At 65.0% G+C, this 22,157-nt stretch carries 23 protein-coding genes; 13 read left to right on the top strand and 10 right to left on the bottom strand.

Translation table 11 applies throughout. The features are described from left to right. Positions 1-32: 32 nt before the first annotated feature. The 3 genes from BLT40_RS10015 (at position 33) to BLT40_RS10005 (ending at position 5,629) form a co-directional block, all read left to right on the top strand. Positions 33-2,333 carry an NADP-dependent malic enzyme gene (locus BLT40_RS10015; protein WP_090352822.1) on the top strand — a complete coding sequence of 767 codons (2,301 nt, stop codon included), beginning with the start codon at positions 33-35 and terminating at the stop codon, positions 2,331-2,333. 136 nt (positions 2,334-2,469) lie between these two features. Next, positions 2,470-5,163 carry a pyruvate dehydrogenase (acetyl-transferring), homodimeric type gene (gene aceE, locus BLT40_RS10010; RefSeq protein ID WP_036109892.1) on the top strand — a complete coding sequence of 898 codons (2,694 nt, stop codon included), beginning with the start codon at positions 2,470-2,472 and terminating at the stop codon, positions 5,161-5,163. A 121-nt stretch (positions 5,164-5,284) separates the two neighbouring features. Continuing rightward, positions 5,285-5,629 carry a DUF4377 domain-containing protein gene (locus BLT40_RS10005; RefSeq protein WP_176809142.1) on the top strand — a complete coding sequence of 115 codons (345 nt, stop codon included), beginning with the start codon at positions 5,285-5,287 and terminating at the stop codon, positions 5,627-5,629. Positions 5,630-5,725: 96 nt separating this feature from the next. On the opposite strand, the gene BLT40_RS10000 is transcribed toward BLT40_RS10005, so the two are convergent. Together BLT40_RS10000 and BLT40_RS09995 are read right to left on the bottom strand one after the other, a co-directional pair. Continuing rightward, entirely contained in the window at positions 5,726-6,049 is a 324-nt protein-coding gene (locus BLT40_RS10000) for a hypothetical protein (protein WP_036109896.1), read from the bottom strand. Positions 6,050-6,144: 95 nt separating this feature from the next. Beyond that, positions 6,145-6,828, bottom strand: coding sequence for a glutathione S-transferase (locus tag BLT40_RS09995; RefSeq protein ID WP_090352820.1), 684 nt, complete (start codon positions 6,826-6,828; stop codon positions 6,145-6,147). A gap of 107 nt (positions 6,829-6,935) precedes the next feature. On the opposite strand from BLT40_RS09995, the gene BLT40_RS09990 reads away from it, so the two are divergent. Then, on the top strand, positions 6,936-7,244 hold the full coding sequence (locus BLT40_RS09990) for a DUF3247 family protein (RefSeq protein ID WP_036109904.1): 309 nt from the start codon (positions 6,936-6,938) through the stop codon (positions 7,242-7,244). A 58-nt stretch (positions 7,245-7,302) separates the two neighbouring features. On the opposite strand, the gene BLT40_RS09985 is transcribed toward BLT40_RS09990, so the two are convergent. Together BLT40_RS09985 and BLT40_RS09980 are read right to left on the bottom strand one after the other, a co-directional pair. After that, entirely contained in the window at positions 7,303-8,607 is a 1,305-nt protein-coding gene (locus BLT40_RS09985) for a thioredoxin family protein (RefSeq protein ID WP_090352819.1), read from the bottom strand. Between the two features lie 62 nt (positions 8,608-8,669). After that, positions 8,670-9,929 carry an MFS transporter gene (locus BLT40_RS09980; RefSeq protein WP_218124542.1) on the bottom strand — a complete coding sequence of 420 codons (1,260 nt, stop codon included), beginning with the start codon at positions 9,927-9,929 and terminating at the stop codon, positions 8,670-8,672. Between the two features lie 100 nt (positions 9,930-10,029). Here BLT40_RS09980 and BLT40_RS09975 point away from each other — a divergent pair, with 100 nt between their 5' ends. Further along, positions 10,030-10,737, top strand: a complete 708-nt coding sequence (locus BLT40_RS09975; RefSeq protein ID WP_090352818.1) for a hypothetical protein — start codon at positions 10,030-10,032, stop codon at positions 10,735-10,737. On the opposite strand, the gene BLT40_RS09970 is transcribed toward BLT40_RS09975, so the two are convergent. Continuing rightward, positions 10,738-11,559: a ferritin-like domain-containing protein gene (locus BLT40_RS09970; protein WP_090352817.1), complete on the bottom strand. Its 822-nt coding sequence runs from the start codon at positions 11,557-11,559 to the stop codon at positions 10,738-10,740. It abuts the gene before it with no gap. A 70-nt stretch (positions 11,560-11,629) separates the two neighbouring features. After that, on the bottom strand, positions 11,630-12,043 hold the full coding sequence (locus tag BLT40_RS09965) for a universal stress protein (protein WP_090352816.1): 414 nt from the start codon (positions 12,041-12,043) through the stop codon (positions 11,630-11,632). Between the two features lie 199 nt (positions 12,044-12,242). Here BLT40_RS09965 and BLT40_RS09960 point away from each other — a divergent pair, with 199 nt between their 5' ends. The 5 genes from BLT40_RS09960 (at position 12,243) to BLT40_RS09940 (ending at position 15,207) form a co-directional block, all read left to right on the top strand. Further along, on the top strand, positions 12,243-12,704 hold the full coding sequence (locus BLT40_RS09960; RefSeq protein ID WP_036109922.1) for a hypothetical protein: 462 nt from the start codon (positions 12,243-12,245) through the stop codon (positions 12,702-12,704). 130 nt (positions 12,705-12,834) lie between these two features. Further along, the gene (locus BLT40_RS09955) at positions 12,835-13,359 is read left to right on the top strand and encodes a peroxiredoxin (RefSeq protein ID WP_043696203.1); all 525 of its coding nucleotides are present in this window, start codon (positions 12,835-12,837) and stop codon (positions 13,357-13,359) included. Positions 13,360-13,361: 2 nt separating this feature from the next. Beyond that, complete coding sequence (locus BLT40_RS09950; protein WP_090352815.1) at positions 13,362-13,892, top strand: hypothetical protein; 531 nt, start codon at positions 13,362-13,364, stop codon at positions 13,890-13,892. Between the two features lie 61 nt (positions 13,893-13,953). Next, a complete protein-coding gene (locus BLT40_RS09945) occupies positions 13,954-14,706 on the top strand; it encodes a DUF2884 family protein (protein WP_090352814.1) in 753 nt (250 codons plus the stop codon). 66 nt (positions 14,707-14,772) lie between these two features. Continuing rightward, a complete protein-coding gene (locus tag BLT40_RS09940; protein ID WP_090352813.1) occupies positions 14,773-15,207 on the top strand; it encodes a PA2169 family four-helix-bundle protein in 435 nt (144 codons plus the stop codon). Between the two features lie 3 nt (positions 15,208-15,210). Here the strand turns inward: BLT40_RS09940 and BLT40_RS09935 are convergent, their stop codons facing one another. Both BLT40_RS09935 and BLT40_RS09930 read right to left on the bottom strand, forming a co-directional pair. Beyond that, positions 15,211-15,432, bottom strand: a complete 222-nt coding sequence (locus BLT40_RS09935; RefSeq protein WP_090352812.1) for a hypothetical protein — start codon at positions 15,430-15,432, stop codon at positions 15,211-15,213. 108 nt (positions 15,433-15,540) lie between these two features. Continuing rightward, entirely contained in the window at positions 15,541-18,432 is a 2,892-nt protein-coding gene (locus tag BLT40_RS09930) for an ATP-binding protein (RefSeq protein ID WP_090352811.1), read from the bottom strand. 107 nt (positions 18,433-18,539) lie between these two features. On the opposite strand from BLT40_RS09930, the gene BLT40_RS09925 reads away from it, so the two are divergent. Then, complete coding sequence (locus tag BLT40_RS09925; protein ID WP_036109944.1) at positions 18,540-19,178, top strand: response regulator; 639 nt, start codon at positions 18,540-18,542, stop codon at positions 19,176-19,178. A gap of 116 nt (positions 19,179-19,294) precedes the next feature. After that, the gene (locus tag BLT40_RS09920; protein WP_176167880.1) at positions 19,295-20,131 is read left to right on the top strand and encodes a DUF2884 family protein; all 837 of its coding nucleotides are present in this window, start codon (positions 19,295-19,297) and stop codon (positions 20,129-20,131) included. A 7-nt stretch (positions 20,132-20,138) separates the two neighbouring features. Here the strand turns inward: BLT40_RS09920 and BLT40_RS09915 are convergent, their stop codons facing one another. Together BLT40_RS09915 and BLT40_RS09910 are read right to left on the bottom strand one after the other, a co-directional pair. After that, complete coding sequence (locus BLT40_RS09915) at positions 20,139-21,083, bottom strand: D-2-hydroxyacid dehydrogenase family protein (RefSeq protein ID WP_218124541.1); 945 nt, start codon at positions 21,081-21,083, stop codon at positions 20,139-20,141. A 12-nt stretch (positions 21,084-21,095) separates the two neighbouring features. Continuing rightward, complete coding sequence (locus BLT40_RS09910) at positions 21,096-21,485, bottom strand: VOC family protein (protein ID WP_079522727.1); 390 nt, start codon at positions 21,483-21,485, stop codon at positions 21,096-21,098. Positions 21,486-21,632: 147 nt separating this feature from the next. On the opposite strand from BLT40_RS09910, the gene BLT40_RS09905 reads away from it, so the two are divergent. Continuing rightward, the gene (locus BLT40_RS09905) at positions 21,633-22,094 is read left to right on the top strand and encodes a MarR family winged helix-turn-helix transcriptional regulator (RefSeq protein WP_079522726.1); all 462 of its coding nucleotides are present in this window, start codon (positions 21,633-21,635) and stop codon (positions 22,092-22,094) included. Positions 22,095-22,157 lie beyond the last annotated feature (63 nt).

Here is a 22,157-nt window from a genome sequence, read left to right as displayed (position 1 = left end):
CTACTTTCCCACCTAAGCTCCCACAGGACTCCATGGCCATCTCCGAGGAACTGAGGCAAGCCGCTCTCGAATATCACCGTCTTCCGCGCCCCGGCAAGATCAAGGTCACGCCGACGACGTCGCTGCTCACGCAGCGCGATCTTTCGCTCGCGTACTCGCCGGGTGTCGCCGCCGCCTGCGATGAAATCGTCGCGAATCCGACCTCCGCCGCCGACCTCACCGCGCGCTCCAACCTGGTGGCGGTGATCACCAACGGCACGGCGGTGCTCGGTCTGGGCAATATCGGTGCGCTGGCCAGCAAGCCGGTGATGGAAGGCAAGGGCGTGCTGTTCCAGAAGTTCGCCGGGATCGACGTGTTCGACATCGAGATCGACGAGACCGATCCGGACAAGCTGGTCGATATCATCGCCAGTCTCGAGCCGACGTTCGGTGGCATCAACCTCGAAGACATCAAGGCACCGGAGTGCTTCATCGTCGAGCGCAAGCTGCGCGAGCGGATGAAGATTCCCGTGTTCCACGACGACCAGCACGGCACCGCGATCATCGTCGGCGCGGCGGTCATCAATGCGCTGCTGGTCACGGGCAAGAAGATCGAAGACGTGAAGCTCGCCACCACCGGCATGGGCGCCGCGGGCATCTCCTGCGTCGACATGCTGGTGACGCTGGGCCTCAAGCGCGAAAACATCCTCGCCTTCGATCGTGACGGCGTGCTGCACAGCGGTCGCACCGATCTGGATCCGGACAAGCAGCGTTACGCGCGTGATACGGACAAGCGCACGCTGGCCGAGATCGTCAAAGGCGCGGATATTTTTCTGGGTCTTTCCGCCGGCGGTATTCTCAAGCCGGAAATGGTCGCCACGATGGCCGACCGCCCCATCATCTTCGCGCTGGCCAATCCGAATCCGGAAATCCTGCCGGAAGACGCCAAGGCCGTGCGTCCCGACTGCATCATGGCGACGGGCCGCTCGGATTACCCGAACCAGGTCAACAACGCGCTGTGCTTCCCCTACCTGTTTCGCGGCGCGCTCGACGTCGGTGCCTCCGTCATCAACGAGCCGATGAAGGTGGCCTGCGTCAAGGCCATCGCCGAGCTCGCACGTCGCGAAGCGTCCGACGTGAGTGCGCGCGCCTACGGTGGCAAGCCGCCGAGTTTCGGTCCCGAATACCTGATTCCGCAGCCGTTCGATCCGCGTCTGCTGATTCAGCTGCCGCCGGCGATCGCCAGGGCGGCGATGGATTCCGGCGTGGCCGAGCGTCCCATCGAAGACTTCCCGGCGTACATCGAAACGCTGACCAGCTTCGTCTTCCGTACCGGCCTGCTGATGAAGCCGGTGTTCGAGCGGGCGAAGGCCGATCCCAAGCGCGTCGTCTACGCTGAAGGCGAAGAAGAAACGACGCTGCGCGCCGTGCAGACGGTGGTCGACGAAGGCCTGGCCAAGCCGATTCTGGTCGGTCGCCCCGACGTCATCGAAAAGCGTATCGCGCGCGCGGGCCTGCGTCTGAAACCCGGCATCGACTTCGAGATGTGCAACATCCATTCGGATCCGCGTTTCGAAGACTACTGGCGTCTGTACCACTCGATCATGGAGCGCCGCGGGGTCACTCCCGCGTCGGCCAAGGCGGTGGTGCGTTCGCGTCCGACGGTCATCGCGGCGCTGATGGTGGAGCGTGGCGAGGCCGACGCGATGATCTGCGGCCTGGTCGGCACCTACCAGAGCAAGCTCGAATACATCGCCGACATCATCGGCCTGGACGAGGGCGTTTCGGAGGCCTCGGCCATGGCCGCGGTGGCGACTGAGAAAGGCACGTTCTTCTTCCTCGACACCTACGTGCAGGAAGATCCCAGTGCCGAGCAGATCGCCGAGGCCACGCTGCAGGCCTCCATCCGCCTGAAGCTGTTCGGCATCCAGCCCAAGATCGCCCTGCTGTCCAGTTCCAACTTCGGCAGCCGCGAGACCCGCAACTCGCGCAAGATGCGCGAGGCGCTCAGCCTGATCCGCAAGAGCGTCCCCAAGCTGGAAGTCGAGGGTGAGATGCAGGCGGACGTGGCGCTCAACCCCGAACTGCGCGAGCGGATCTTCCCGAACTCGCGGCTGGAAGGTAAGGCCAACGTCTTCGTCTTCCCGAACCTGGATGCCGCCAACACGGCCTACAACATGGTCCGCACTCTGTGCGACGGCGTCGTCATCGGCCCGATTCTCATGGGCGTAGCCAAGCCGGCGCACATCCTGACGCCCCAGGCGACGGTCCGCCGTGTGGTCAACATGACCTCCGTGGCCTGCGTCGAGGCGCAGATCCGTGCGGGTAAGCCCAGGACGGTCGTAAACGACTGATTGCCGGGTTTATCACGAGGCAAATCCCCATACCGCCGCGTATGCGAATACGTTGCGGTATCATGTGAAGGTTTTCCCGCCACCCGCGGGCTTCTTCAGACCCCATGAGCGCGCGGCCAGCGCGAGCGGAGCATCCATGGACCAGATCGACGATATCCTGAACCAGGACCTCGACCCTACCGAAACCCGGGAATGGGTCGAGTCGCTCAACGCCGTCATCAATCACGACGGTACCGAGCGCGCGCATTACCTGCTGGAGCGCATGGTCGATTCGACCCGTCGCGCGGGCGGCTACCTGCCGTTCGATCCGACGACGGAGTACGTGAACACCATCCCGCCGCACATGGAAGCGCGCAGCCCGGGCGACGCCGCCATCGAGTGGCGCATCCGTTCGCTGGTCCGCTGGAACGCCCTCGCCACCGTCGTGCGCGCCAACCGCAAGCCGGGCGACCTCGGCGGCCACATCTCCAGCTTCGCCTCCTCGGCGACCCTGTACGACGTCGGCTTCAATCACTTCTGGCGCGCCCCCAGCGCGGACCACCCGGGCGACTTGGTGTTCCATCAGGGCCATTCGGCGCCGGGCGTCTACGCCCGCTCGTTTCTCGAAGGCCGCATCGGCGAAGAACAGCTCGACCTGTTCCGCATGGAAGTGGAAGGCAAGGGCCGTGGCCTGTCCTCCTACCCGCATCCCTGGCTCATGCCCGACTACTGGCAGGTGCCGACCGTCTCGATGGGTCTCGGCCCGATCCAGGCGATCTACCAGGCGCAGTTCTGGAAATACCTCGAACATCGCGGCCTCATTCCGAAGTCCGATCGCAAGATCTGGTGCTTCATGGGTGACGGCGAGTCGGACGAGCCGGAGTCGCTGGGTGCGATCTCGCTGGCCGGCCGGGAGGGCCTCGACAACCTGATCTTCGTCATCAACTGCAACCTGCAGCGCCTCGACGGCCCGGTTCGCGGCAACGGCAAGATCATCCAGGAACTGGAAGGTGTGTTCCGTGGCGCCGGCTGGAACGCCATCAAGGTCGCCTGGGGCAGCTACTGGGATCCGCTTCTCGCCCGCGACACCTCGGGCAAGCTGCGTCAGCTGATGATGGAAACCGTCGACGGCGAGTACCAGGCCTGCAAGGCCTTCGGTGGCGCCTACACGCGCGAGAAATTCTTCGGCAAGTACCCGGAAACCGCCGCGCTGGTCGCCAACATGTCCGACGACGACATCTGGCGCCTGAACCGCGGTGGCCACGATCCGCACAAGGTCTATGCGGCCTACCACGCGGCCGTGAACACCAGGGGCATGCCGACCGTCGTCCTCGCCAAGACGGTGAAGGGCTACGGCATGGGCGCCGCGGGTGAGTCGCAGAATCCGGCGCACAACCAGAAGAAGATGGACACCGACGCGATCCGCGCCTTCCGCGACCGCTTTAACATTCCCATTCCCGACGACAAGCTCGACGAAGTGCCGTACTACCATCCGGGCAAGGACTCGGAAGAGGTGCAGTACATGCTCGAGCGTCGTCGCGCGCTCGGCGGTTCGCTGCCGCAGCGTCGCCGCAAGTCCGACCAGTCGTTCAAGGCACCGACGATCGAGTCGTTCGAGCAGATCACCAAGGGCACCGGCGATCGCGAGATCTCCACCACCATGGCCCTCGTGCGTGGCATGAACCTCATGCTGCGTGACAAGGAGCTGGGCCCGCGCATCGTGCCGATCGTGGCCGACGAAGCCCGCACCTTCGGTATGGAAGGCATGTTCCGCCAGATCGGTATCTATGCGCCGTTCGGCCAGAAGTACCGGCCGCAGGACGCCGACCAGCTGCTGTATTACCGCGAGGACCAGAAGGGTCAGGTCCTGCAGGAAGGCATCAGCGAGGCCGGCGGCATGAGTGCCTGGCTGGCCGCGGCCACCAGCTACAGCATCAGCAACGTGCCGATGCTGCCGTTCTTCATCTACTACTCGATGTTCGGTTTCCAGCGCATCGGCGACCTCTGCTGGGCCGCCGGCGACATGCGCGCGCGTGGCTTCCTCATCGGCGGTACCTCGGGCCGCACCACGCTCAATGGCGAAGGCCTCCAGCACGAAGACGGTCACTCGCACCTGCTCTCCGGCGCGATCCCGAACGTGGTGTCGTACGACCCGACCTTCTCCTACGAGCTGGCCGTCATCATGCAGGACGGCACGCGCCGGATGATGCAGGAGCAGGAAGACGTCTACTACTACATCACCGTGATGAACGAGAACTACGCCCACCCCGATCTGCCGAAGGGCAGCGAGGAAGGTATCGTCAAGGGTATGTACCTGTTCAAGGACGGCGGCAAGGCGAAGAAGAACGAGCCGCGCGTACAGCTGATGGGTTCGGGCACGATCCTGCGCGAAGTCATCGCGGCCGCCGAACTGCTCGAGAAGGACTTCGGTGTCTCGTCCGACATCTGGTCGGTGCCGAGCTTCTCGGAAGTCCGTCGCGAAGGTTTCGACGCCGAGCGCTGGAACCGTCTGCATCCGGAATCGCCGCAGCGCGTGCCGTACATCACCGGTCTGCTCGCCGACCGTCAGGGTCCGGCGATCGCCGCGACAGACTACGTGCGTGAGTTCGCCGATCAGGTCCGCGCCTTCATGCCGGACGGCATGCGTTACACGGTGCTGGGCACGGACGGCTACGGCCGCAGCGATACGCGTGCGCACCTGCGCAGCCACTTCGAGGTCGATCGCTACTGGATCGCCCAGGCCGCCCTGGCTGCGCTGGCGAAGGAAGGCAAGGTCAACGCCAAGGACGTCAGCCGCGCGATCAAGGAATACAAGCTCGACATGGATAAGCCGAACCCGATGACGGTCTGACAGCCGTCATGTGCGACGCGTAAAAAGGGCCGGAGCGATCCGGCCCTTTCTTTTTTGGCGTCACGTCATGTCGATGGCGGGGCTGTTATCCATGAACGCAACCGACTGCGGAATTCCTGCCATGCGCCTTCCTTTGCTCACTGTTGCCGTCGTCACGCTCGCTGCATGCGCGACCTCGCCCCAGCAGGGCTCGGCATCGCGGCTGCTGTATATCGCCGGCAGCAAGGTGCCATGCACCGCCGGCGTTATGAAGACCGAATGTCTTCAGTACCGCGAGGAGCCGAGCAAACCGTGGCAGGTGACATACGTGCCGGTCGAGGGCCTCGACTGGAAGCCAGGTAACGAGTACCTGCTGAAGATCACCGAGGTTCATTCGAAGAACGCGCCAATGGATGCGTCGCGCGTTACCTGGCACGTCGACAAGATTGTCGAACAGCACGCCGAGTCGATGCCGCCGACACCGTGATCGATGGCTGAACCCGATCGCTGGGATATTAAAAACCTCGTGCAATAAAAAAGGCCGGAAGCGATTCCGGCCTTTCATCGGGCAGTTCGACGTCGATCAGTCGTCGTCGCGCAGCGCGTGGCGGATCAGCAGGAAGGTGCCGATAGCGGCCGCGGCGATGCCGATGGTGACGCCCGGGTTGCGACGGACCTGCTTGCGCAGCTTGCGATACTGATAGGTCGCCTCGTCGGCGAAATCCTCAGCCAGGTAGCGCGCACGACGACCGGTGCTGCGGCTGGCGAACTTGTTGGTGACGCGACGGGTGCGATCGAGCAGATCGTTGCCCGAGCTCTGGGCCTCATCGGCGTAGTGACGGACGCGCCCCGATACACCGTTGACGGCGCTCTCGACCTGACGCGCGAATTCACGATTTCTGCTCATGGTGACTCCCTCTCAAGTGATGCGGACGGGGATCGACTTTGCGATCCCCGCCGTGAGCACGGTGTAAACAGCCGAGGGTGCGATTGAACGGCGATTCAGCGGGGCGGCTTCGGCGCCAGGTCGTAATCGCCGCCACGTTTCAGGGCCGCCTGATAGGCCGGACGTGCGTGGATGCTTTCCAGGAAAGCGGTCAGGCGAGGGCGTGACGCATCCAGTCCGCCCCGGCTTGCGGCGGCTTCCAGCGGGAAACTCATCTGGATGTCGGCGGCCGTGAACTCGTCACCGGCGAACCAGCCTGACTGGCCGATTTCGCCTTCCAGGTAGTCCAGATGCAGCTTGAGCTGCGGATCGATGAACGTTTTCTGCCCGCCCTTCGCCATCATTCGTGCCACCGGCTTCGCGAAGAACGGCACCGGGGCGCTCTCCATGCGGACGAACACCAGTTTGAGCAGGAGTGGTGGCATGGCCGAGCCTTCCGCGTAGTGCAGAAAATAGGTGTAACGCCGCGCATCGGCGGTATCCGCGGGTGGTTTCAGTCGTCCGTTGCCGTAGCGACCGACCAGGTATTCGATGATGGCGCCCGACTCCGCCACGGTGATGTCGCCGTCGACCACTACCGGCGATTTGCCCAGCGGGTGGATGGCGCGAAGCGACCTGGGCGCCAGCATCGTCTTCGGGTCGCGCTCGTAGCGGACGATCTCGTACGGCAGGCCGAGTTCCTCCAGCAGCCACAGGACGCGCTGTGAGCGCGAGTTGTTCAGGTGATGGACCGTGATCATGGCTGACTCGCGCGTGGAGGGAGGCGCAGGTTAGCAGCGTGCCACGTAGACATTCCATCGACGGGCGGAGAGTAGCGTCTGGGATCTTGTTCACGAGGAGCGATGCCATGAGCCGCGAAGCCGAGACGATTCACACTGGCCCCGGATCCATCGAGCGCCTTCAGGCGCTTATCGGGGATCTGAGGGATAACGCGAAGGTCGTGCTGCATCTGCGGGACGGCTCGCGGATGGAGGGCGTCGTGGCGGTGGTGCCGACGGTGCAGAATTTTGTGGACCCAGCCGGCACCGAAGGCGTCAACGGCGTGGTCAAGCTGATCGACCCCGCCCGCCCCGAGTGGTCGGCGACGGTTTCGCTCGACACGATTGCGAAGGTGGAACATCTGGACTCGGTGGTGTACGGGACGTCGCAGAGCTGAGTGACGTCGCGGAACCGGGGCCCGCTGCCGGCTCGCCCCGGTGTCCGGCGGCTCGGCCTCAGCCGGCAGCCGCCAACGACTCCTGCAGCTTCTTGCTCTGCTCCGGAAAGGCCTTGCCTTCCGCCGCGATGGTCTCCGCGACGACCTTCTTCGCCTCGCCATCGCGATGGAGTGCACGAAGTGCCTTTACCCGGAACGTCGCCACCGTAAAGCGATTCGCGCCATAGGCCTTCGTGGCCGCCGCGTCCAGATACGGGAGCCCACCGGCCGCATCGCCCTTCTCCACGAGGCGGCGTCCATAGCGATAGCTGTACACGTAATCGTCCGGGTACGCCGCGATGAGCTGCTTTTCCAGCGTGTCGAGCTCATCGCCCGCCTTCGCCCGCATGAGGTAGACGCGCAGGTTGTCGGCGAGATTGCGATCGCTCCTGAGGTCGCCGTGCAGCTTCTCGCGGCTGAGATCGATCGCCTTGCGCAGGACGGCCTGCTCACCCTCGTGATCGCCGAGCGCGGCGTCAAGGTCGGCAGCCGTCAGTACGGCGCTTCGCTGATCGGCACATGCGGGAGCCGCGGTGAAGACCTGCGTCGCGATGAACTGCTCGTACGGCGCCTTCTGCGGGCGCAGTGCGGCAGTGCGCGAGTCGGGATGTCGCGCTTCGGTGGCACCGATCAGATCGTCGAGTACGTACGGACGATCGCAGCCGATATTGCCGTCGAGAATCTTGGTCGCCGCGGCGACGATCGCGGCATCGTCCTTCTTCTCCTTCGCCTGGAGCAGAAGCAGGCGCTGCTTGGCGAGCGCGACGCGTTTGTCCTTGTCGGACACGTTGCGGACCATCGGTGGCAGCGTGTCGAACCATGCCATGCCTTCGGTGCCCTGATAGCGCAGCTGGTAGGTGTCGAGTACGTCGGCCACCGAGGCGAGCGAGCCCTTCGCGGCATCCGCTTTCTGCTTCGACAGGCGTGCATCGCCGGAGAGCAGTCCGGCGACTTCTTTATAGAACGTGTCGCGGGGACGTTCGGCGAGGATGCGTCCGAGCTCCTCGCCGTCCGGGCCGATGGCCACGTACGTGGGCAGGAAGTGCACGTTCCACTTCGTCATCCAGGCCTTGTCCGCCGGTTGGTCGGCGTCTGCCTCATAGAAGATCACCTTGGCATTGAGATCCGTCCACTCCTTGCCGTTGAGCACGTGACTGGCCATGAAGTAGCACGAGTAACACCATACCGCCTGAAAATCGACGAGCACCGGCTTGTGCTCGCGCTTGCCCTGGGCGAGGGCGGCATCGAGACTGGCCGGACCCTCATGGGCGGCGAAAGCCGGCGCGGCGAGGGCGACAAGGGTGGCGGCGAGCAGGCGCTTCATGGTGGACGTCCCCTTTTTGGCGGTATAGACGTCCACCCTAATAACACGTTTTGACGGGTGTGTCAGATCGTGTCGCTGGCGCCTTCGACGGGCTCCGGCTCGGATACCAGCCCCTGGCGGTGGCGCAGGGACGGGAACCACCACATCCAGAGCCCGACCACGACCAGTGTGCCGATGCCGCCGATAAGCGTCGCGTTGACCGCGCCAAGTGCCGCGGCGAGTATCCCCGACTCGAATTCGCCCAGCTGGTTGGAGGTGTTGATGAAGATGGCATTGACGGCGCTGACGCGGCCGCGCATGTCGTCGGGTGTCTCCAGCTGCACCAGCGCGCCGCGGATCACCATGCTGACCATGTCGAACGCGCCCAGCGCGAAAAGCGCGACGATGGACAGCCAGAGCGAGGTGGACAGGGCGAAGACCAGCGTCGCGATACCGAATCCGGCCACCGAGGCGAACATGATCGGCCCGACCCGGCGCTCGAGCGTGTGCCGTGACAGCCAGATCGACATCAGCAGCGCGCCCACCGCCGGAGCGCCACGCAGCATGCCCAGGCCCCAGGGCCCCGTGTGCAGGATGTCCTTGGCAAAGATGGGGAGCAGCGCGGTAGCGCCACCCAGCAGCACCGCGAACAGGTCCAGCGAAATCACGCCGAACACCGCCGGCCGACGACGAATGAAGTGCACGCCCGCGAACAGGGTTTTCAGGGTCGCCGGCTCACGGCGGGGCGGCGCGTGGTCGTACGACAGGCGCGACATCAGCGTGAACGCGACGAGGTAGAGCGCGGCGGACACGCCGTACACCGCGGCGGGGCCCGCGATATACAACAGGCCACCAAGCGCCGGACCGGCGATCATCGCGGCCTGTCCGGCGGCGGAGGTGGACGCCATCGCCCGTGGAAGCACATGCGCGGGAACGATGGCCGGGAGCATCGCCGACAACGCCGGAAACTCGAACGCCTTGCCGACGCCGATCACGAAGACCAGCGCGAGAATGCCCGCTTCGTTCAGATGGCCGGTGAAGCTGAAGACCGCCAGCGCCGCGATGGCGAGCCACTCGATCGCCTGGCACAGCGTAACGATCCGCCGACGGTCGAACTGGTCCGCGACATGTCCTGCCGGCAGCGCCAGCAATACCGAGGGCACGAACTGCACGAGGCCGATAAGGCCGAGATCCAGGGCGCGCCCGGTGATCTCATAGATCTGCCAGCCCACCGCGACCGACATCATCTGGAAGCCGAAGCTCGACGCGTTCCTGGCGAACCAGAACTGCAGGAAGGCGCGATGGCGCATCAGGAAAACGGGCGCCGGGGGCATGGACGACATGAGGACTTCCTTGGGAGCGTGCGCGCATTTTACGCGTCGCCTTGCCAATCGCGTCGTCGAAGGGCGAAGCTACGGCTTTCCATGCCGGAATCGCAAGATCATGCGCAGACTCGCCACGCTCATCGCCGTCACCGCGCTCACCGCCGCCTGTTCGTCACCGCAGGATCAGCCGGCCGCGCAGGCGCCCGTCGCCAACAATCAGGCCGACGAAGCGGCGAAGAAGCTCGAGACCTACCAGCAGTTGCTTAAGCTGCACACCGATGGCCCGGCCGTGCAGCTGGGACATGAGATCGTCGACAAATATCCGGATACGCCAGCCGCCGCCGAGGTGAAAAAGACGCTTGCCGATCTGGAAACCAACTACAAGGCCGCCAGCGAGAAGGCGCGCCTGTCCGCGTTGTGGCTCTACCAGACCTCACCCATGCAGGGCGGCACGCAGAGCACGGCCACGATCCAGACCACGCGCCCCACGGGCGAAGAGACGGTGCGCCTGATCCTGCGGCGGCATACCGCCTGGGGCCAGAGCGTGTTTCTCTACGCGACCGGCGGCAAGGGCTTCGTCTGCAAGGGCGACTGCGATCTCAAGGCTACCTTCGACGGAAAGCCGAAAACCATCAAGGCCTTCCGCCCGCCCACCGGGGAACCCGCACTGCTGTTCCGCAACGACGCCGCCTTCCTCAAGGATCTTGCGAAGACGAAGCGGCTCACGATCGACGTCGTGACGATCACCCGTGGTGAAACCACCCTTACCTTCGAGACCGGCGGCTTCGACAACGACAAATGGACGCCGTTGCCGAAGAAGAAATGATCAGTGCAGGAACAGCTTCTCGGTGATCCGCGTCAGCGGCCATTCGAGCATGGCGTTCATCTTCGCGGGAAGATCCAGCGGGCGGAGCAGCATTTTTACGGTCATTTCCGCGGGAATATGCCGTTTGAGGAGGCCTTCCGCCTTGCTGGTGACACGCCGGAATTCCGCGTCGTCGTGCGCTTTCTCCGGATACCGCACGTTGAAGACGTGGCGCAGCGCGATGTCGCTGTCCTCGTTCTTGATCTCGCTCAGGCGCTTGACCAGCACGCGCAACGTGCTGAAACGACCGATACCGTCGCGCTTTCGATAGATCCGGAAGTGCTGGTAGAAGTGCTTGTAATGACGCACTTCGTCGCTCTTGATGTGGTTGGTCAGTTCGCGCAGCACCGGCTCATCGGTGACGTCGTTGAGCGCGCGATAGAGGCTGGCGGTGCCTGTTTCGACGACGCAGCGCGCCGCCAGTTCGAGGCCACGGTTAGGCTCGAGTTCTTCGGCGGTGCAGACGGAACCGTAGTGCGCGAAGAAGTTCCTGAAGCCTTCGTCCCAGTCGAACTCGGGCCATACATGGCGAACGTAAGCCGCCAGTGCGCGGCCATGCTGCATTTCCTCGTGCTCCCAGTGATCGCGGAGCCAGGCCTGCAGATCGTCGTCACCGGCAAAATGATCGACGAGGTTGTGCGTGTACAGGTCCGAACCGCTCTCGACGAACGACGAGCTGCACAGCAGGAGGAACAGGTCTTCGTTGTGCCTGACCTTCTCGACGTCGATGCGCGAGAGGTCCAGTTGTTCGAGCGTCCATGGCAAGGTGGCGGCGTAGCTCACTTAAGGTGTTCCTCGATCGCTTGACGTGTTGCCCCCCGGGGCGTTGCCGAATTGTGACAAAGCCAGGCGATTAGCGCACCACGGTCACGGGAACATGCGCCTTGGCCAGCACGTCGGTCGAGGTCGAACCGACCAGCCAGCGGGCCAGGGCGCCCCGCTCGGTGTGTCCGATGACGATATGGTCGACCCCATGCTGAGCCACGTACGAGAGCAGGGCGTCGCCCGGGCTGCCGTGAACCATGCCCACCTCCACCTGGATACCCGGCGCGGCCTGGAGCGCGGCGATTTCGGCCCGCAGGGCATCGAGGCGGTCGCGGCCGTTGTCGCTCATCATCAGCGCCGACGTGTCGGCGCCGTTGTCGAGCTGCCAGACGGAGACCACGTGCACGCTGGCCTGGGCGCAGGCGGCTAGTTCGATGGCGAACAGGTAGGCGCGACGGGCGGTTTCCGAGCCGTCGTAGCCGACGAGGATGTTCCTGGGCATGGCAGTTCTCTCCACCTTCTCTGACGAACGGGTTCGATAGTAGATCGGCCATGTCGACGCGGCGAGATGGGTTCACCGGGCGTCCACGTAGCCTGCAGCTTCCTGAACGGCCACGGCGGGACTCCGCATTTCTTCACATTCGTGAGTGGAGAATCCGCCCACACACAGTCCCTGCCACTCACTCTTACGGAGAATCAACATGATCAAGCGCATCGCGGGTATGGCCATTATCGCAGTGGCCGCGGCAGGTGCTTTCACGGTGCAGCCGGCGAAGGCCGAGTCGACCGCCGCAACGAAGTGCCACATGACCTTCAGCACCACCGGCTGGGCCGCCATCTACAAGAAGGCTGACGGCCGCGGCCACGTCCGTTGCGACAACGGCCAGAGCGCCGACGTGCTCATCCACGTTCGTGGCGGCGGTCTGACGGCTGGCAAGTTCAGCATCGAAGGCGGCAAGGGCGAGTTCACCAACGTCAAGGGCATCAGCGAAATCTACGGCGAATACGCTTCGGGCGGCGCCAACGCGGGTGTCGTGAAGAGCGCCGAGAGCGCCGCCATGACCAAGGGCGAAGTCTCGCTTGCCGTCACCGGCACCGGCCGTGGCTTCAACCTCGGCGTGGACCTGAGCAAGTTCGAAATCGAGCGTCTCGGCAGCAAGTAATCGCGACCGCGGTGAGTTTCGAAGGGCGCCCCCTCGGGCGCCCTTTTTTTTCGGCCGGCTGACCGAGGTGAGGCCACCCCGCGAGGCCGGCGAGTACACTTACGGTATCCCACCCCTTCGAGGTTTCCCCATGCGCCGCCTCCTCAGCGTCATCGCCCTGTCCCTCGTCACCGCCGCCGCCTGGGCCGCGACCCCGGTCGCCGGCGAGAAGGCCCCGGATTTCCGCCTGCAGGATCAGAAGGGTGACTGGCACACTCTCGACACCCACAAAGGCAAGTGGCTGGTGATGTACTTCTATCCGAAGGACTTCACGGCCGGTTGCACCACCGAGGTCTGCACCTTCCGCGACGACATCGCCAAGCTGCACAAGGCCGGCGCGGACGTGGTCGGCGTCAGCCTCGACGACGTCAAGTCGCACGCCGAGTTCGCCGAGAAGTATCACGTGCCGTTCCCGCTCCTGTCGGACGCCGATGGCGCCACGGCCGTGAAGTACGACGTGCTCAACAACAAGCTCGGCATGAAGTATGCCCGCCGCGAAACCTTCCTGATCGACCCGGCCGGCAAGATCGTCAAGGTTTACAAGGACGTCGACCCGGAGAAGAACTCCGGCCAGGTGTTGTCCGATCTCGACCAGTTCAAGAAGGCGGGTGCCTGAGCGTGCTCCAGGCATCCCGCAATGCGCGCCCCTTCGCGCCGTGGCGCATCGTCGTATGGCTGGTCATGCTGCTCGCCGCGGCGGGCTTCGTCATCAATGCCTATGCGTCCGTGGTCGTCGCGCATGCCGCGGGGGCGCTGACGGAGGAAGCCGCTGCCGGCGGCCCCAGTCCCCGCATCGCCCTGGCCTGGTCGGTGGGTTACACGCTGGCCGCGTTCGGCATCATGGTCGTCGCGCTGTCCACACTGCGCTGGCGTGCATGGGCTCGGGATGCGATGCGCCTCGTCGCCCTGTTGCTCACGGTCTGGGCGGCATACACGGCCTGGTTCGCCTACGGTCAGTGGCAACAGATCGGCGTTGTGCTCGGTCAGCCGGGCCTGCCGCCGGATCTGGTGGCGGTCGCGAGCAGGCAGCACACCATCATGCTGGTGAGCGTGATTCTCAAGGTCGTGTCGGTGCCCCTGCTGGGCTGGCTGGCGTGGGCGCTCGGCAGCGTGCGTGTCCGGCAGCAGTTTCTGGCATCGGGTCTGTGAGAACGGTTCAGCGAGGATTAGTCCGGCGGAAGGTATCGAGTCACTTTCGCCGGGATCCTTCATGACCGCTCGCCTGACCGCATTCGTACTGGCCTTCTGCTTCGCGGGCGGTGCCGCAGCCCAGGATCTCGATCACAGCTGCCGCATCGCAAGCAGCTACGATCTGACCGTACGGCCTGATGCGCTGCTGTTCGAGCGGCCGGAGGTCGCTCCCCGCACCGTGCGAATGCACGACGGATCGCTGTCCACGGACGGTCGTGACGTCAGCCTCAGGCCCGACGAGCAGGACCGCGTCGCGTTGTTCGAACGAAGCGTCCGTGCGTTGTTACCCAAAGCGAAGGCCCTGGCGAGCGATGGGGTCGACATCGCTGCCCAGGCGGTACGCGATGAGGCGGCGACGGCGGCTCCGGGTGCGGCGGCGAGCGGCGATCTCGATCGCGCCCTGAATGCGCGGGTGGCCGACATCAAGCGCCGTATTGCCGCCAGCCAGAGCACCCGCGACTGGCAGGAAGACGCGATGCGCGCCTACGCGCAGGAAATCGTGTCCGATATCACGCCCATCCTGACCGAGGACGTGGGAGGCGAAGCGATGCAGCTTGCGATGAACGGCGATCTTCAGGGGGCGGCCGCGCTGCGTGACCGGGTCGCGTCGGTGTCCAGTGGCGGGCAGGCGCGCGTCATGACCCGCGTGGAAAACGCACTGAGGCCCCGTGTACAGGCCCTGTGCCCGTCCATCCGCCAGTTGCTCGACCTCCAGTCAGGGCTGCGCGATGCGAGCGGGAACCCGCTGCTTCTGCTCGAGAGCGGCGAATGACCGCTGGCTGACCGGGACGGGCCGCATTTAGGGGGCGCTAAGTCCCGGGGGTCTAACGTCCGCCCCATGGAACGTACTTCGATCCGTGTCGTGAATGGGCTGATCCGCCGCGTCATCGCGGATCGGGATCTCTATCGTCAGGCGGCCCGTAGCGTCCGCGAGCCGGGGCTCCGCGCGATCCTTGAAGAGTCCGCCGACTCCCTGACCGCCATTGCGGGCGATCTGCAGGGTCAGGTGAGCGCCACCGGTGGCAAGCCCGCGCTGGTCGGTAGCGCCATGAGTGGCGTTCGTCGGACGATGATGGAAGCCACGGTAAAGCTGTCTCACGATCCCGACGTGACCTGGATACGCACTCTCGAACAGATGGAACATCGCCTGCTTGAGGCGTTTCTTCGTCTCGAGGCGTCATCCGGTGACCGTGCGGCGGTGGGCCGGCACATCGCGCGGCTGCGCCTGCTGCACCTGGACATGACCAACCTCGGCGGCGCGACCGGGCGCTGACCCTCAGGCGGCTCTGCGCAGGTCGCGCAGGGTTCGATGTAGCACCCTGTCAGCCGATACGTGCACACGTTGCCGGCCCATGAGCGTCTCGCGATCGGCGAAGAAGTTGGCGAAAGCGATGGCGTCCGCCGGATCGGTGCGGACAGCGATCTGCATGCCATCGCGGAAAATGCCCCAGGCATTCCCTACGTCGGCGATGTGGTACTCGATGATGTGTCCGCTCATGCTTGCCTCCGTCCCCGCGCGATCGCGTTCCCGGACAGGATGGACTTGAGACACTGGGACAAAGAATCAGACGATTCTGAAAAACCGACTTTTCTTTTGAGAAAGTCCTCAAGTCAGAGGCCCGTGCTGCACGGCGTCCCGCAGCCGGGCCACGAAGCGATCCAGTAAAGAGGGCACGTCGGCTAGCCGTGCCATGGCGTCCTCCGCTCCCGTCCCTGATACGAGTGCGCGCTGGAGGGCTTCGACGCTGGCCGCCTCCGGCGACACGCCGAAAATGCGCATGCCGCCGAGTATCCGATGCAGCCGTTCGCCTGCGGCGCCTGGCGTCGCCGCGGCACGCAGTTCGTGGACGTCGTGGCGAAGGCCCGCGGCGAAGCGATCGACCATCGCGGGAAGTGCCGTCAGATCCCCGAAGGTTTCGCGCCACAGGTCGAAGTCCCACGAATCGCTGGTCGTCCGCGGCTCGTCTGCCGGCGGGACGATCGCGTCGCGCAGGGTCGCCAGTCGCAGCGGCTTGGTGACGAACGCATCCACGCCATCGGCCAGGCAACGATCCCGTTCCGTCGCCATGACGTCCGCCGTCATGGCGACGATGCGCATCGTTTCGCCGCGCTCGCGAAGTGCGCGTATGAGTTCATGTCCGTCCATGACGGGCATGTGGATGTCGGTGAGGAGCACGTCGACACGCCACTGCCCGGCGATGGCCAGCGCTTCAGCGCCGTCGTTGGCGATTCGGTAGGGATGGCCGAGGCGTTCGAGTTGCGCGGCGACGAGCTCGCGGTTGATCGCGTGGTCCTCGGCGACCAGCACATGGCACGTACGCGCCACGGTGCCGGTTGGCCCGGGCACGGTGTGGGTGGGACTCGTCGCCTCGCAGACGGGAAGGCTGAGGTCCACGGTGACCCGCGTCCCCTGGCCTGGCGAACCGCTCATGGCGATCTGCCCATGCAGGAGCTCGACGAGGCTGCGACTGATGGTCAGGCCCAGTCCACTACCGCCGAAACGTCGTGCGGTCGACGCTTCGGCCTGACTGAACGGAGAAAACAGCCGCTCGATATCGCCGGCCGCAACCCCTATCCCCGTGTCGCCGATGCAGAAGCGCACCGCCTGGACTTCAGCTGTGTCCTCGACGACGTCGACCGTCAGCTCGACGCCGCCTTCCTCCGTGAATTTCACCGCGTTGCTGACCAGGTTCAGGAGAATCTGGCGGAGACGGCTGCTATCCACAAGAAGGCATGCCGCAAGACGGGGATCGATGCGAGTGCCCAGTCGCAGGCCCTTCTTGCCCGCCTGCCAGCGATGAAGGTCGATGACTCCGGATACCAGTGAGCGGATGTCCACGGGCGAGGGATCGAGCAGGACGCGGCCCGCCTCGATCCGCGAAAAATCCAGCACATCGTCCAGGATCTGCAGGAGAGCCTCGGCCGAACTCTCGGCCGTGGTCAGCAGTCGCCTCTGTGCCTCGTCGAGTCCGGTTTCACCCAGGATTTCGAGCGTGCCGAGGACTCCATGCATCGGCGTGCGGATTTCGTGACTCATGGTGGCCAGAAAGCGGCTCTTCGCCTGAGTGGCGGATTCGGCCGCGAGCTTTGCGGAGGCCAGCTGGCTCGACTGCCGATGGCGTTCCGACACATCGATCCAGTACCCGGTAAATTCGATGGCGTCGTCGACGCGTCGCGGCAAGGCGTGGGACGCCACCCAGCGCTCCGGTACGACATCCCTGACACGAAGCTCCGCATGCAGGGGCTGCAACGTCGCGGCACTCTGCGCCAGCGCAGCCAGCAGCGACGACTGATCGCGCTCGTCCACCCGTTCGAAGGCGCGACGTTCGTCGCGAAGGATCGTTTCCGCGTCGATGCCGAACATGGGCTCCGGGTTGCCGCCGACGTAGATGAAGGTGATGGGACCATCGGTCCGGTACATGAACCGATAGACGACGGCCGGCATATGGCGTGTGACATCGGCCAGCTGCGCTTCGCTGCGCACGCGCCTTCGCGTTTCCCTGCGTAGCTGGAGGTAGGCGTACGACACGGCCATCAGCAACAGCAGTGCGAGCACGCCCGCTGGCCCGACCTTGCGTGCGATCTCCGTCCAGGACCCACCCCACGTGTAGTGCGAACGCAGCCACGTATTGCGGATCGACTGCGAGCGGCGTTCCGGCAAGCGGGCCAGAGCCCGGTCGATCAACGGGACCAGGGGGGCGTAGCGAGCCGACACGGCGACGGTGAGTTCAGCGCGCTCGTTCGTCGGGGCGGCCAGCTTGAGTTTCGCCGGATAATCGCGCCGGATCAGCGCCTCCGCGGTGGCGATGTCACCGACGTAAGCCTCCGCCGTGCCCGTGGCCACGGCCTGCAATCCATCCGCTGTGGTCCGGACATCGATGACGCCGACGCCAGGTATCGCCTTGACCGCTGCGGCCACGGCGCCCTGGGACAGGTTGGCCGCGACATGCCGTCCCGCGAGGTCGTGACTGTCGCCGATGGTGGCGAAATCCTCCCGGGTGACGATCATCACCGGAAATTCGGCGTAGGGCGCCGAAAAGATGAAATGCCTGCCGAGTTCCGCGTTACGCGCCGACGCGGCCGGGAGTACATCGATGTCGCCGGCTGACGCGGCGCGTACCGCCTCATGCCAGTCCGTTGTCGGTACCGTCCGCGTTCGGAGGCCGAGTGCGTGCAGCGCGGCATCCAGATAATCGATCGACAAACCCTCGGCTTCGCCATCCCGGCCGATCATCGATAGCGGTGCCGCTGTCGGATCGATGCCGATGCGCAATACCGGAAGCGTCGCGAGCCAGCGTCGTTCGTCCTCGCTCAGCGGGACATCGGCTTCCGACGATGATGGTAACGCCCACGCGTGATCGTCCGCCGTGCGCCCATCGCTCTGCCAGAGCGATGCCGATGCAAACGGTGGGTGATCACCCGCGTACGCCGTGTCGAGGGCCGCGCCCCAAGCGATGGCGAGACATCCCAATTTGACCAATTTTCTCAATAGCTTCATGGCGTTCCTTCGACCACGAACGGAGCTTTACTGTAATCTCCGCGATGCGAACAGAAGTAACATATTGCATGGAAAGCGGCTGCGCATTTCCGCCGCTGAGGGAAAACATGGTTCTGCGAACGATCATTGCCGACGATCATCCGGTAGTCCTGATGGGTACGCGCGCCGCGCTCGAGGCTACCGGTGACATCGAGGTGGTCGGTGAGGCAGCCAACGGCGATCGCTTGCTCGACGTACTCGCCGCGTGTCCGTGCGATGTCGTGGTCACCGACTTTTCGATGCCGGGCGGCCGTCACGGCGACGGGCTCGGCCTGATCGATCTCATCCGTCGTCGTTACCCCAGGTTGCCCGTCGTCGTGCTTACGATGGTCAACAACGCCGCCGTGCTGCAGGCCATGCGAGCGCGCGGCGCGCTCGGGCTATGCGACAAGCGCGCACCCCTCAGGGAAGTGGCTGTCGCCGTCAGGCAGGCCGCCAATGGCCGTCCGTTTCTCAGCGATACGATCCGCCGGCAGTTCGACGAGGCGGGCGTACAGGCGCCCAGCGACGCGTCGCGTCTGTCGGCGCGGGAGATGGAGGTCGTGCGGCTCTATGTCGGCGGGATGTCGATCTCGCAGATCGCGGAGCGCCTCAGTCGCAGTGTCAAGACGGTGAGCCGGCAAAAGCGCGACGCGATGCGAAAGCTGGGGCTCGACCACGACAGTCGTCTGTCCGAGTACGCCCGCGAACGCGGCATCGCTTCCTGACCGTGCCGAACGTCATCCCGTGACCTGCAGCCCATGCGTCGTTCATCGCATCGGTTTAAACCATGAGCGAGCCGGCCGCATCTGAGTCGGCGTCATCCATCTCAGGGAGCAGGGCCATGCGCCGTTCAACGATCACCGGCACGCTCGCCGCCGTAGCGGTGCTTACCGCCAGCGCCGTCGGTGCGCGGACGATCAACTTCAGCACCGACACCTGCAAGAGCGATTACTCCACGCCTTACGATGTCGACGTCACGAGTTCGGGCCTGTCTTTCCATCGCAAGGACGGCACGCCGGCCCAGATCTTTCTTCATGACGGTACGGTGCGCGTGGATGGCAAGCAGGTTGCCGTCTCCCAGACCGATGCCGAGGCGCTGCGCCGTTACGAGGATGGCGTCCGCAAGCTCGTGCCCCAAGTCGCGACGATCGCCCGTGAGGGCATCCAGCTTGGTTTTGCGGCGATGACCACGGTGACACTGTCGTTCGCCGACGGCGACCAGCGGGCCGCCATGCTGGAGAAGCTGAAGCGTAAGCAGGCCCAGGCCTTGCGTGAGATCGACGAAGGTCTGGGTGCCGGCCACTGGTCCGGCGACCGGATGGAGGAGACGATCGGCGGTTCGATTTCCGACAGCGTTGGCGAACTGGTCGGGTCGGTCACGTCCAGCGCCGTGACAGCGGCTCTGTCCGGCGACTCCAGCAAGGTAGCCGCTTTGCAGGCGCGTGCGGAATCGCTGGAAAAATCCCTCGACGGCGAGATGAACAAGCGCTCGAAGGCGCTGGAGAAGCGTACCGACCTGATCTGCCCACAGCTCAACGATCTCGCCGAGCTGCAGCATGGCTGGTCGATACGCCAGCCCGATGGCAAGCCGCTGGAACTGATGACGGTCAAGCCCAAGGGCAGCGACGATCATGAAGACGAGGCCGCGAAGGGCGGCAGGAAAGTCGCGTCCTTCTGAGTTCTTTTCAGGTCCGCCTGCCCAGCCACTCCACGATGTTTCTGACCGAGTCGCCGTAGAACGTCCGGTACATTTCCTCCGTGACATAGCCGATGTGTGGCGTGGCCAGCACGTTGGGCAGGTCGCGGAACGGGTGGTCCGCAGGCAGGGGTTCGGTCTCGTACACGTCGACCGCGGCCCCGGCGATGCGCCCGCTGATCAATGCGTCGACCAGGGCGGCCTCGTCGACGATCGGGCCGCGGGAGCTGTTGATCAGGCGCGCCCCCGGCTTCATCGTGGCAAGTTCGGGAGCGCCGATGATGCCGCGCGTGCGCTCGCTGAGACGCGTGTGAATCGTGAGAAAGTCGGACTGTGAGAGCAGCGCCTGCTTGCTGACCCGGCGTACACCCAGCGCACTGGCCGTTTCCTCCTGCAGGTTCTCGCTCCAGGCGATCACCTGCATGCCGAAGACCTGCCCGATCCGCGCCACCTTCGACCCGATCCGACCCAGCCCGAGAATGCCCAGCGTCTTGCCGCCCAGCTCGGTGCCCAGGCCCGTCTGCCATCCTCCCGAGCGGACGGACGCGGCTTCACCCGCAATGTCGCGCGCCAGGCCCAGGATCGCCGACCACGTGAACTCGATGGTGGGTGTCGACGAGTAGTCCGTATTGACCACCTCGACGCCATGCTCCGCGGCGGCTTTCAGGTCGATCGACGCATTGGCCAGCCCCGTGGAGGCGATGAGACGCAGACGGGGCAGGGCGGCGATCAGATCCGCCGTGAGCGCGGTGCGTTCGCGCATGACGCAGAGCACGTCGAACGGGGCCAGTCGCCGGACGAGGGCGTCGTGATCGTGGAGGTGGTCGTGGAAGATCGTGAGTTCCGCCCGTTCTTCCACGGGCGACCAGTCCGCCATGGTGCGGGCGACCTGCTGATAATCGTCGAGTACCGCGACGCGAATGCGATCGTTCATGGTCATTTCCGGTCAGAGGGTGGGCTGGATGAGATCCCAGGCGTTGCCGTAGAGATCTTCGAATACCACGACCGTCCCGTAGGGCTCATGCCGCGGCTCCTCGCGAAAGCGCACACCATGCCGGGTCATACGCGCATGGTCGGACGCAAAATCGTCGGTCTGCAGGAAGAGGAAGACGCGGCCTCCGCCTTGCTTGCCCACGTGCGCACGTTGCTCTTCCGTGACCGCGCGAGCCAGCAGGAGCTTCGTCCCCTCGGCGCCGCGTGGCGCGACCGTGACCCAGCGCTTGTCGGGACCCTGAGGCGTATCCTCGATCAGCGCGAAGCCCAGCGCGCCGGTAAAAAACGCGATGGCCTCGTCGTAGTCGCGGACGAGATAGGCGATGGCGCCGAGGGACTGCATGACGTTGTTCCTTGGGGATGGGGACGACCAAGCATCCAAGCTGACAGCGTTCGCCGCAAGCCCATCGTGGCACGACCGCAAGAAGTTTCGAAGGCAAACTTGCAAGTTAGACTTGCAAGTTTGCCTTGCGGACCCTAGGCTGTTCGTATGCCGACGAAACGCCCTGCGAAGCCACCATCCGCCGAAGCGGCCGCCGCCGATCTGCTCACCGCCTGCGGCCAGCTGATCCGTCGCCTGCGCGCGGAATCCAACAACCTCGAGCTGACCTGGTCGCAGATCGCGGCGCTATCGCGACTCGAGGGTGGAGCCATGTCCACGGCGGAGTTGGCACGCGCCGAAGCGGTCAAGCCGCAGTCGATGGGTGCGACGCTCGGCGTGCTTGAGGAAGAGGGGCTGGTGGAGCGAACCCCTCACCCGAGCGATGGGCGCCAGTTCCTCGTTCGCCTGACGCGAAAAGGTGTCGAAGCACGCCAGCGTACGCGCGACGCCAAGCAGGCCTGGCTCACGGGCGCCGTCGCGCGGCTGACGTCGGACGAGCAGGCGGACCTTATCGCCGCGGCCGCCGTCATGCGGCGCCTTGCGGACATGAGTCAACGGGACGCGTCGTGAAGCAGGTCGCCGATGCCCTGATCGCGATCGCACCGGTGTCCACCTCGCGCGAGTCTCCGATCG

The sequence above is a fragment of the Dyella sp. 333MFSha genome, from assembly GCF_900102405.1.
GTDB lineage: Bacteria > Pseudomonadota > Gammaproteobacteria > Xanthomonadales > Rhodanobacteraceae > Luteibacter > Luteibacter mycovicinus.
Note: the sequence above shows the minus strand (reverse complement) of the source record. Positions and strands in the feature narration are given on the sequence as shown.

Bases quoted from the DNA above. Each gene is read 5' to 3' on its own strand.
- BLT40_RS10015 (WP_090352822.1), top strand. From the start codon at position 33: ATGGCCATCTCCGAGGAACTGAGGCAAGCCGCTCTCGAATATCACCGT.
- aceE (WP_036109892.1), top strand. From the start codon at position 2,470: ATGGACCAGATCGACGATATCCTGAACCAGGACCTCGACCCTACCGAA.
- BLT40_RS10005 (WP_176809142.1), top strand. From the start codon at position 5,285: ATGCGCCTTCCTTTGCTCACTGTTGCCGTCGTCACGCTCGCTGCATGC.
- BLT40_RS10000 (WP_036109896.1), bottom strand. From the start codon at position 6,049: ATGAGCAGAAATCGTGAATTCGCGCGTCAGGTCGAGAGCGCCGTCAAC.
- BLT40_RS09995 (WP_090352820.1), bottom strand. From the start codon at position 6,828: ATGATCACGGTCCATCACCTGAACAACTCGCGCTCACAGCGCGTCCTG.
- BLT40_RS09990 (WP_036109904.1), top strand. From the start codon at position 6,936: ATGAGCCGCGAAGCCGAGACGATTCACACTGGCCCCGGATCCATCGAG.
- BLT40_RS09985 (WP_090352819.1), bottom strand. From the start codon at position 8,607: ATGAAGCGCCTGCTCGCCGCCACCCTTGTCGCCCTCGCCGCGCCGGCT.
- BLT40_RS09980 (WP_218124542.1), bottom strand. From the start codon at position 9,929: ATGTCGTCCATGCCCCCGGCGCCCGTTTTCCTGATGCGCCATCGCGCC.
- BLT40_RS09975 (WP_090352818.1), top strand. From the start codon at position 10,030: ATGCGCAGACTCGCCACGCTCATCGCCGTCACCGCGCTCACCGCCGCC.
- BLT40_RS09965 (WP_090352816.1), bottom strand. From the start codon at position 12,043: ATGCCCAGGAACATCCTCGTCGGCTACGACGGCTCGGAAACCGCCCGT.
- BLT40_RS09960 (WP_036109922.1), top strand. From the start codon at position 12,243: ATGATCAAGCGCATCGCGGGTATGGCCATTATCGCAGTGGCCGCGGCA.
- BLT40_RS09955 (WP_043696203.1), top strand. From the start codon at position 12,835: ATGCGCCGCCTCCTCAGCGTCATCGCCCTGTCCCTCGTCACCGCCGCC.
- BLT40_RS09945 (WP_090352814.1), top strand. From the start codon at position 13,954: ATGACCGCTCGCCTGACCGCATTCGTACTGGCCTTCTGCTTCGCGGGC.
- BLT40_RS09940 (WP_090352813.1), top strand. From the start codon at position 14,773: ATGGAACGTACTTCGATCCGTGTCGTGAATGGGCTGATCCGCCGCGTC.
- BLT40_RS09935 (WP_090352812.1), bottom strand. From the start codon at position 15,432: ATGAGCGGACACATCATCGAGTACCACATCGCCGACGTAGGGAATGCC.
- BLT40_RS09930 (WP_090352811.1), bottom strand. From the start codon at position 18,432: ATGAAGCTATTGAGAAAATTGGTCAAATTGGGATGTCTCGCCATCGCT.
- BLT40_RS09925 (WP_036109944.1), top strand. From the start codon at position 18,540: ATGGTTCTGCGAACGATCATTGCCGACGATCATCCGGTAGTCCTGATG.
- BLT40_RS09920 (WP_176167880.1), top strand. From the start codon at position 19,295: ATGCGCCGTTCAACGATCACCGGCACGCTCGCCGCCGTAGCGGTGCTT.
- BLT40_RS09915 (WP_218124541.1), bottom strand. From the start codon at position 21,083: ATGAACGATCGCATTCGCGTCGCGGTACTCGACGATTATCAGCAGGTC.
- BLT40_RS09910 (WP_079522727.1), bottom strand. From the start codon at position 21,485: ATGCAGTCCCTCGGCGCCATCGCCTATCTCGTCCGCGACTACGACGAG.
- BLT40_RS09905 (WP_079522726.1), top strand. From the start codon at position 21,633: ATGCCGACGAAACGCCCTGCGAAGCCACCATCCGCCGAAGCGGCCGCC.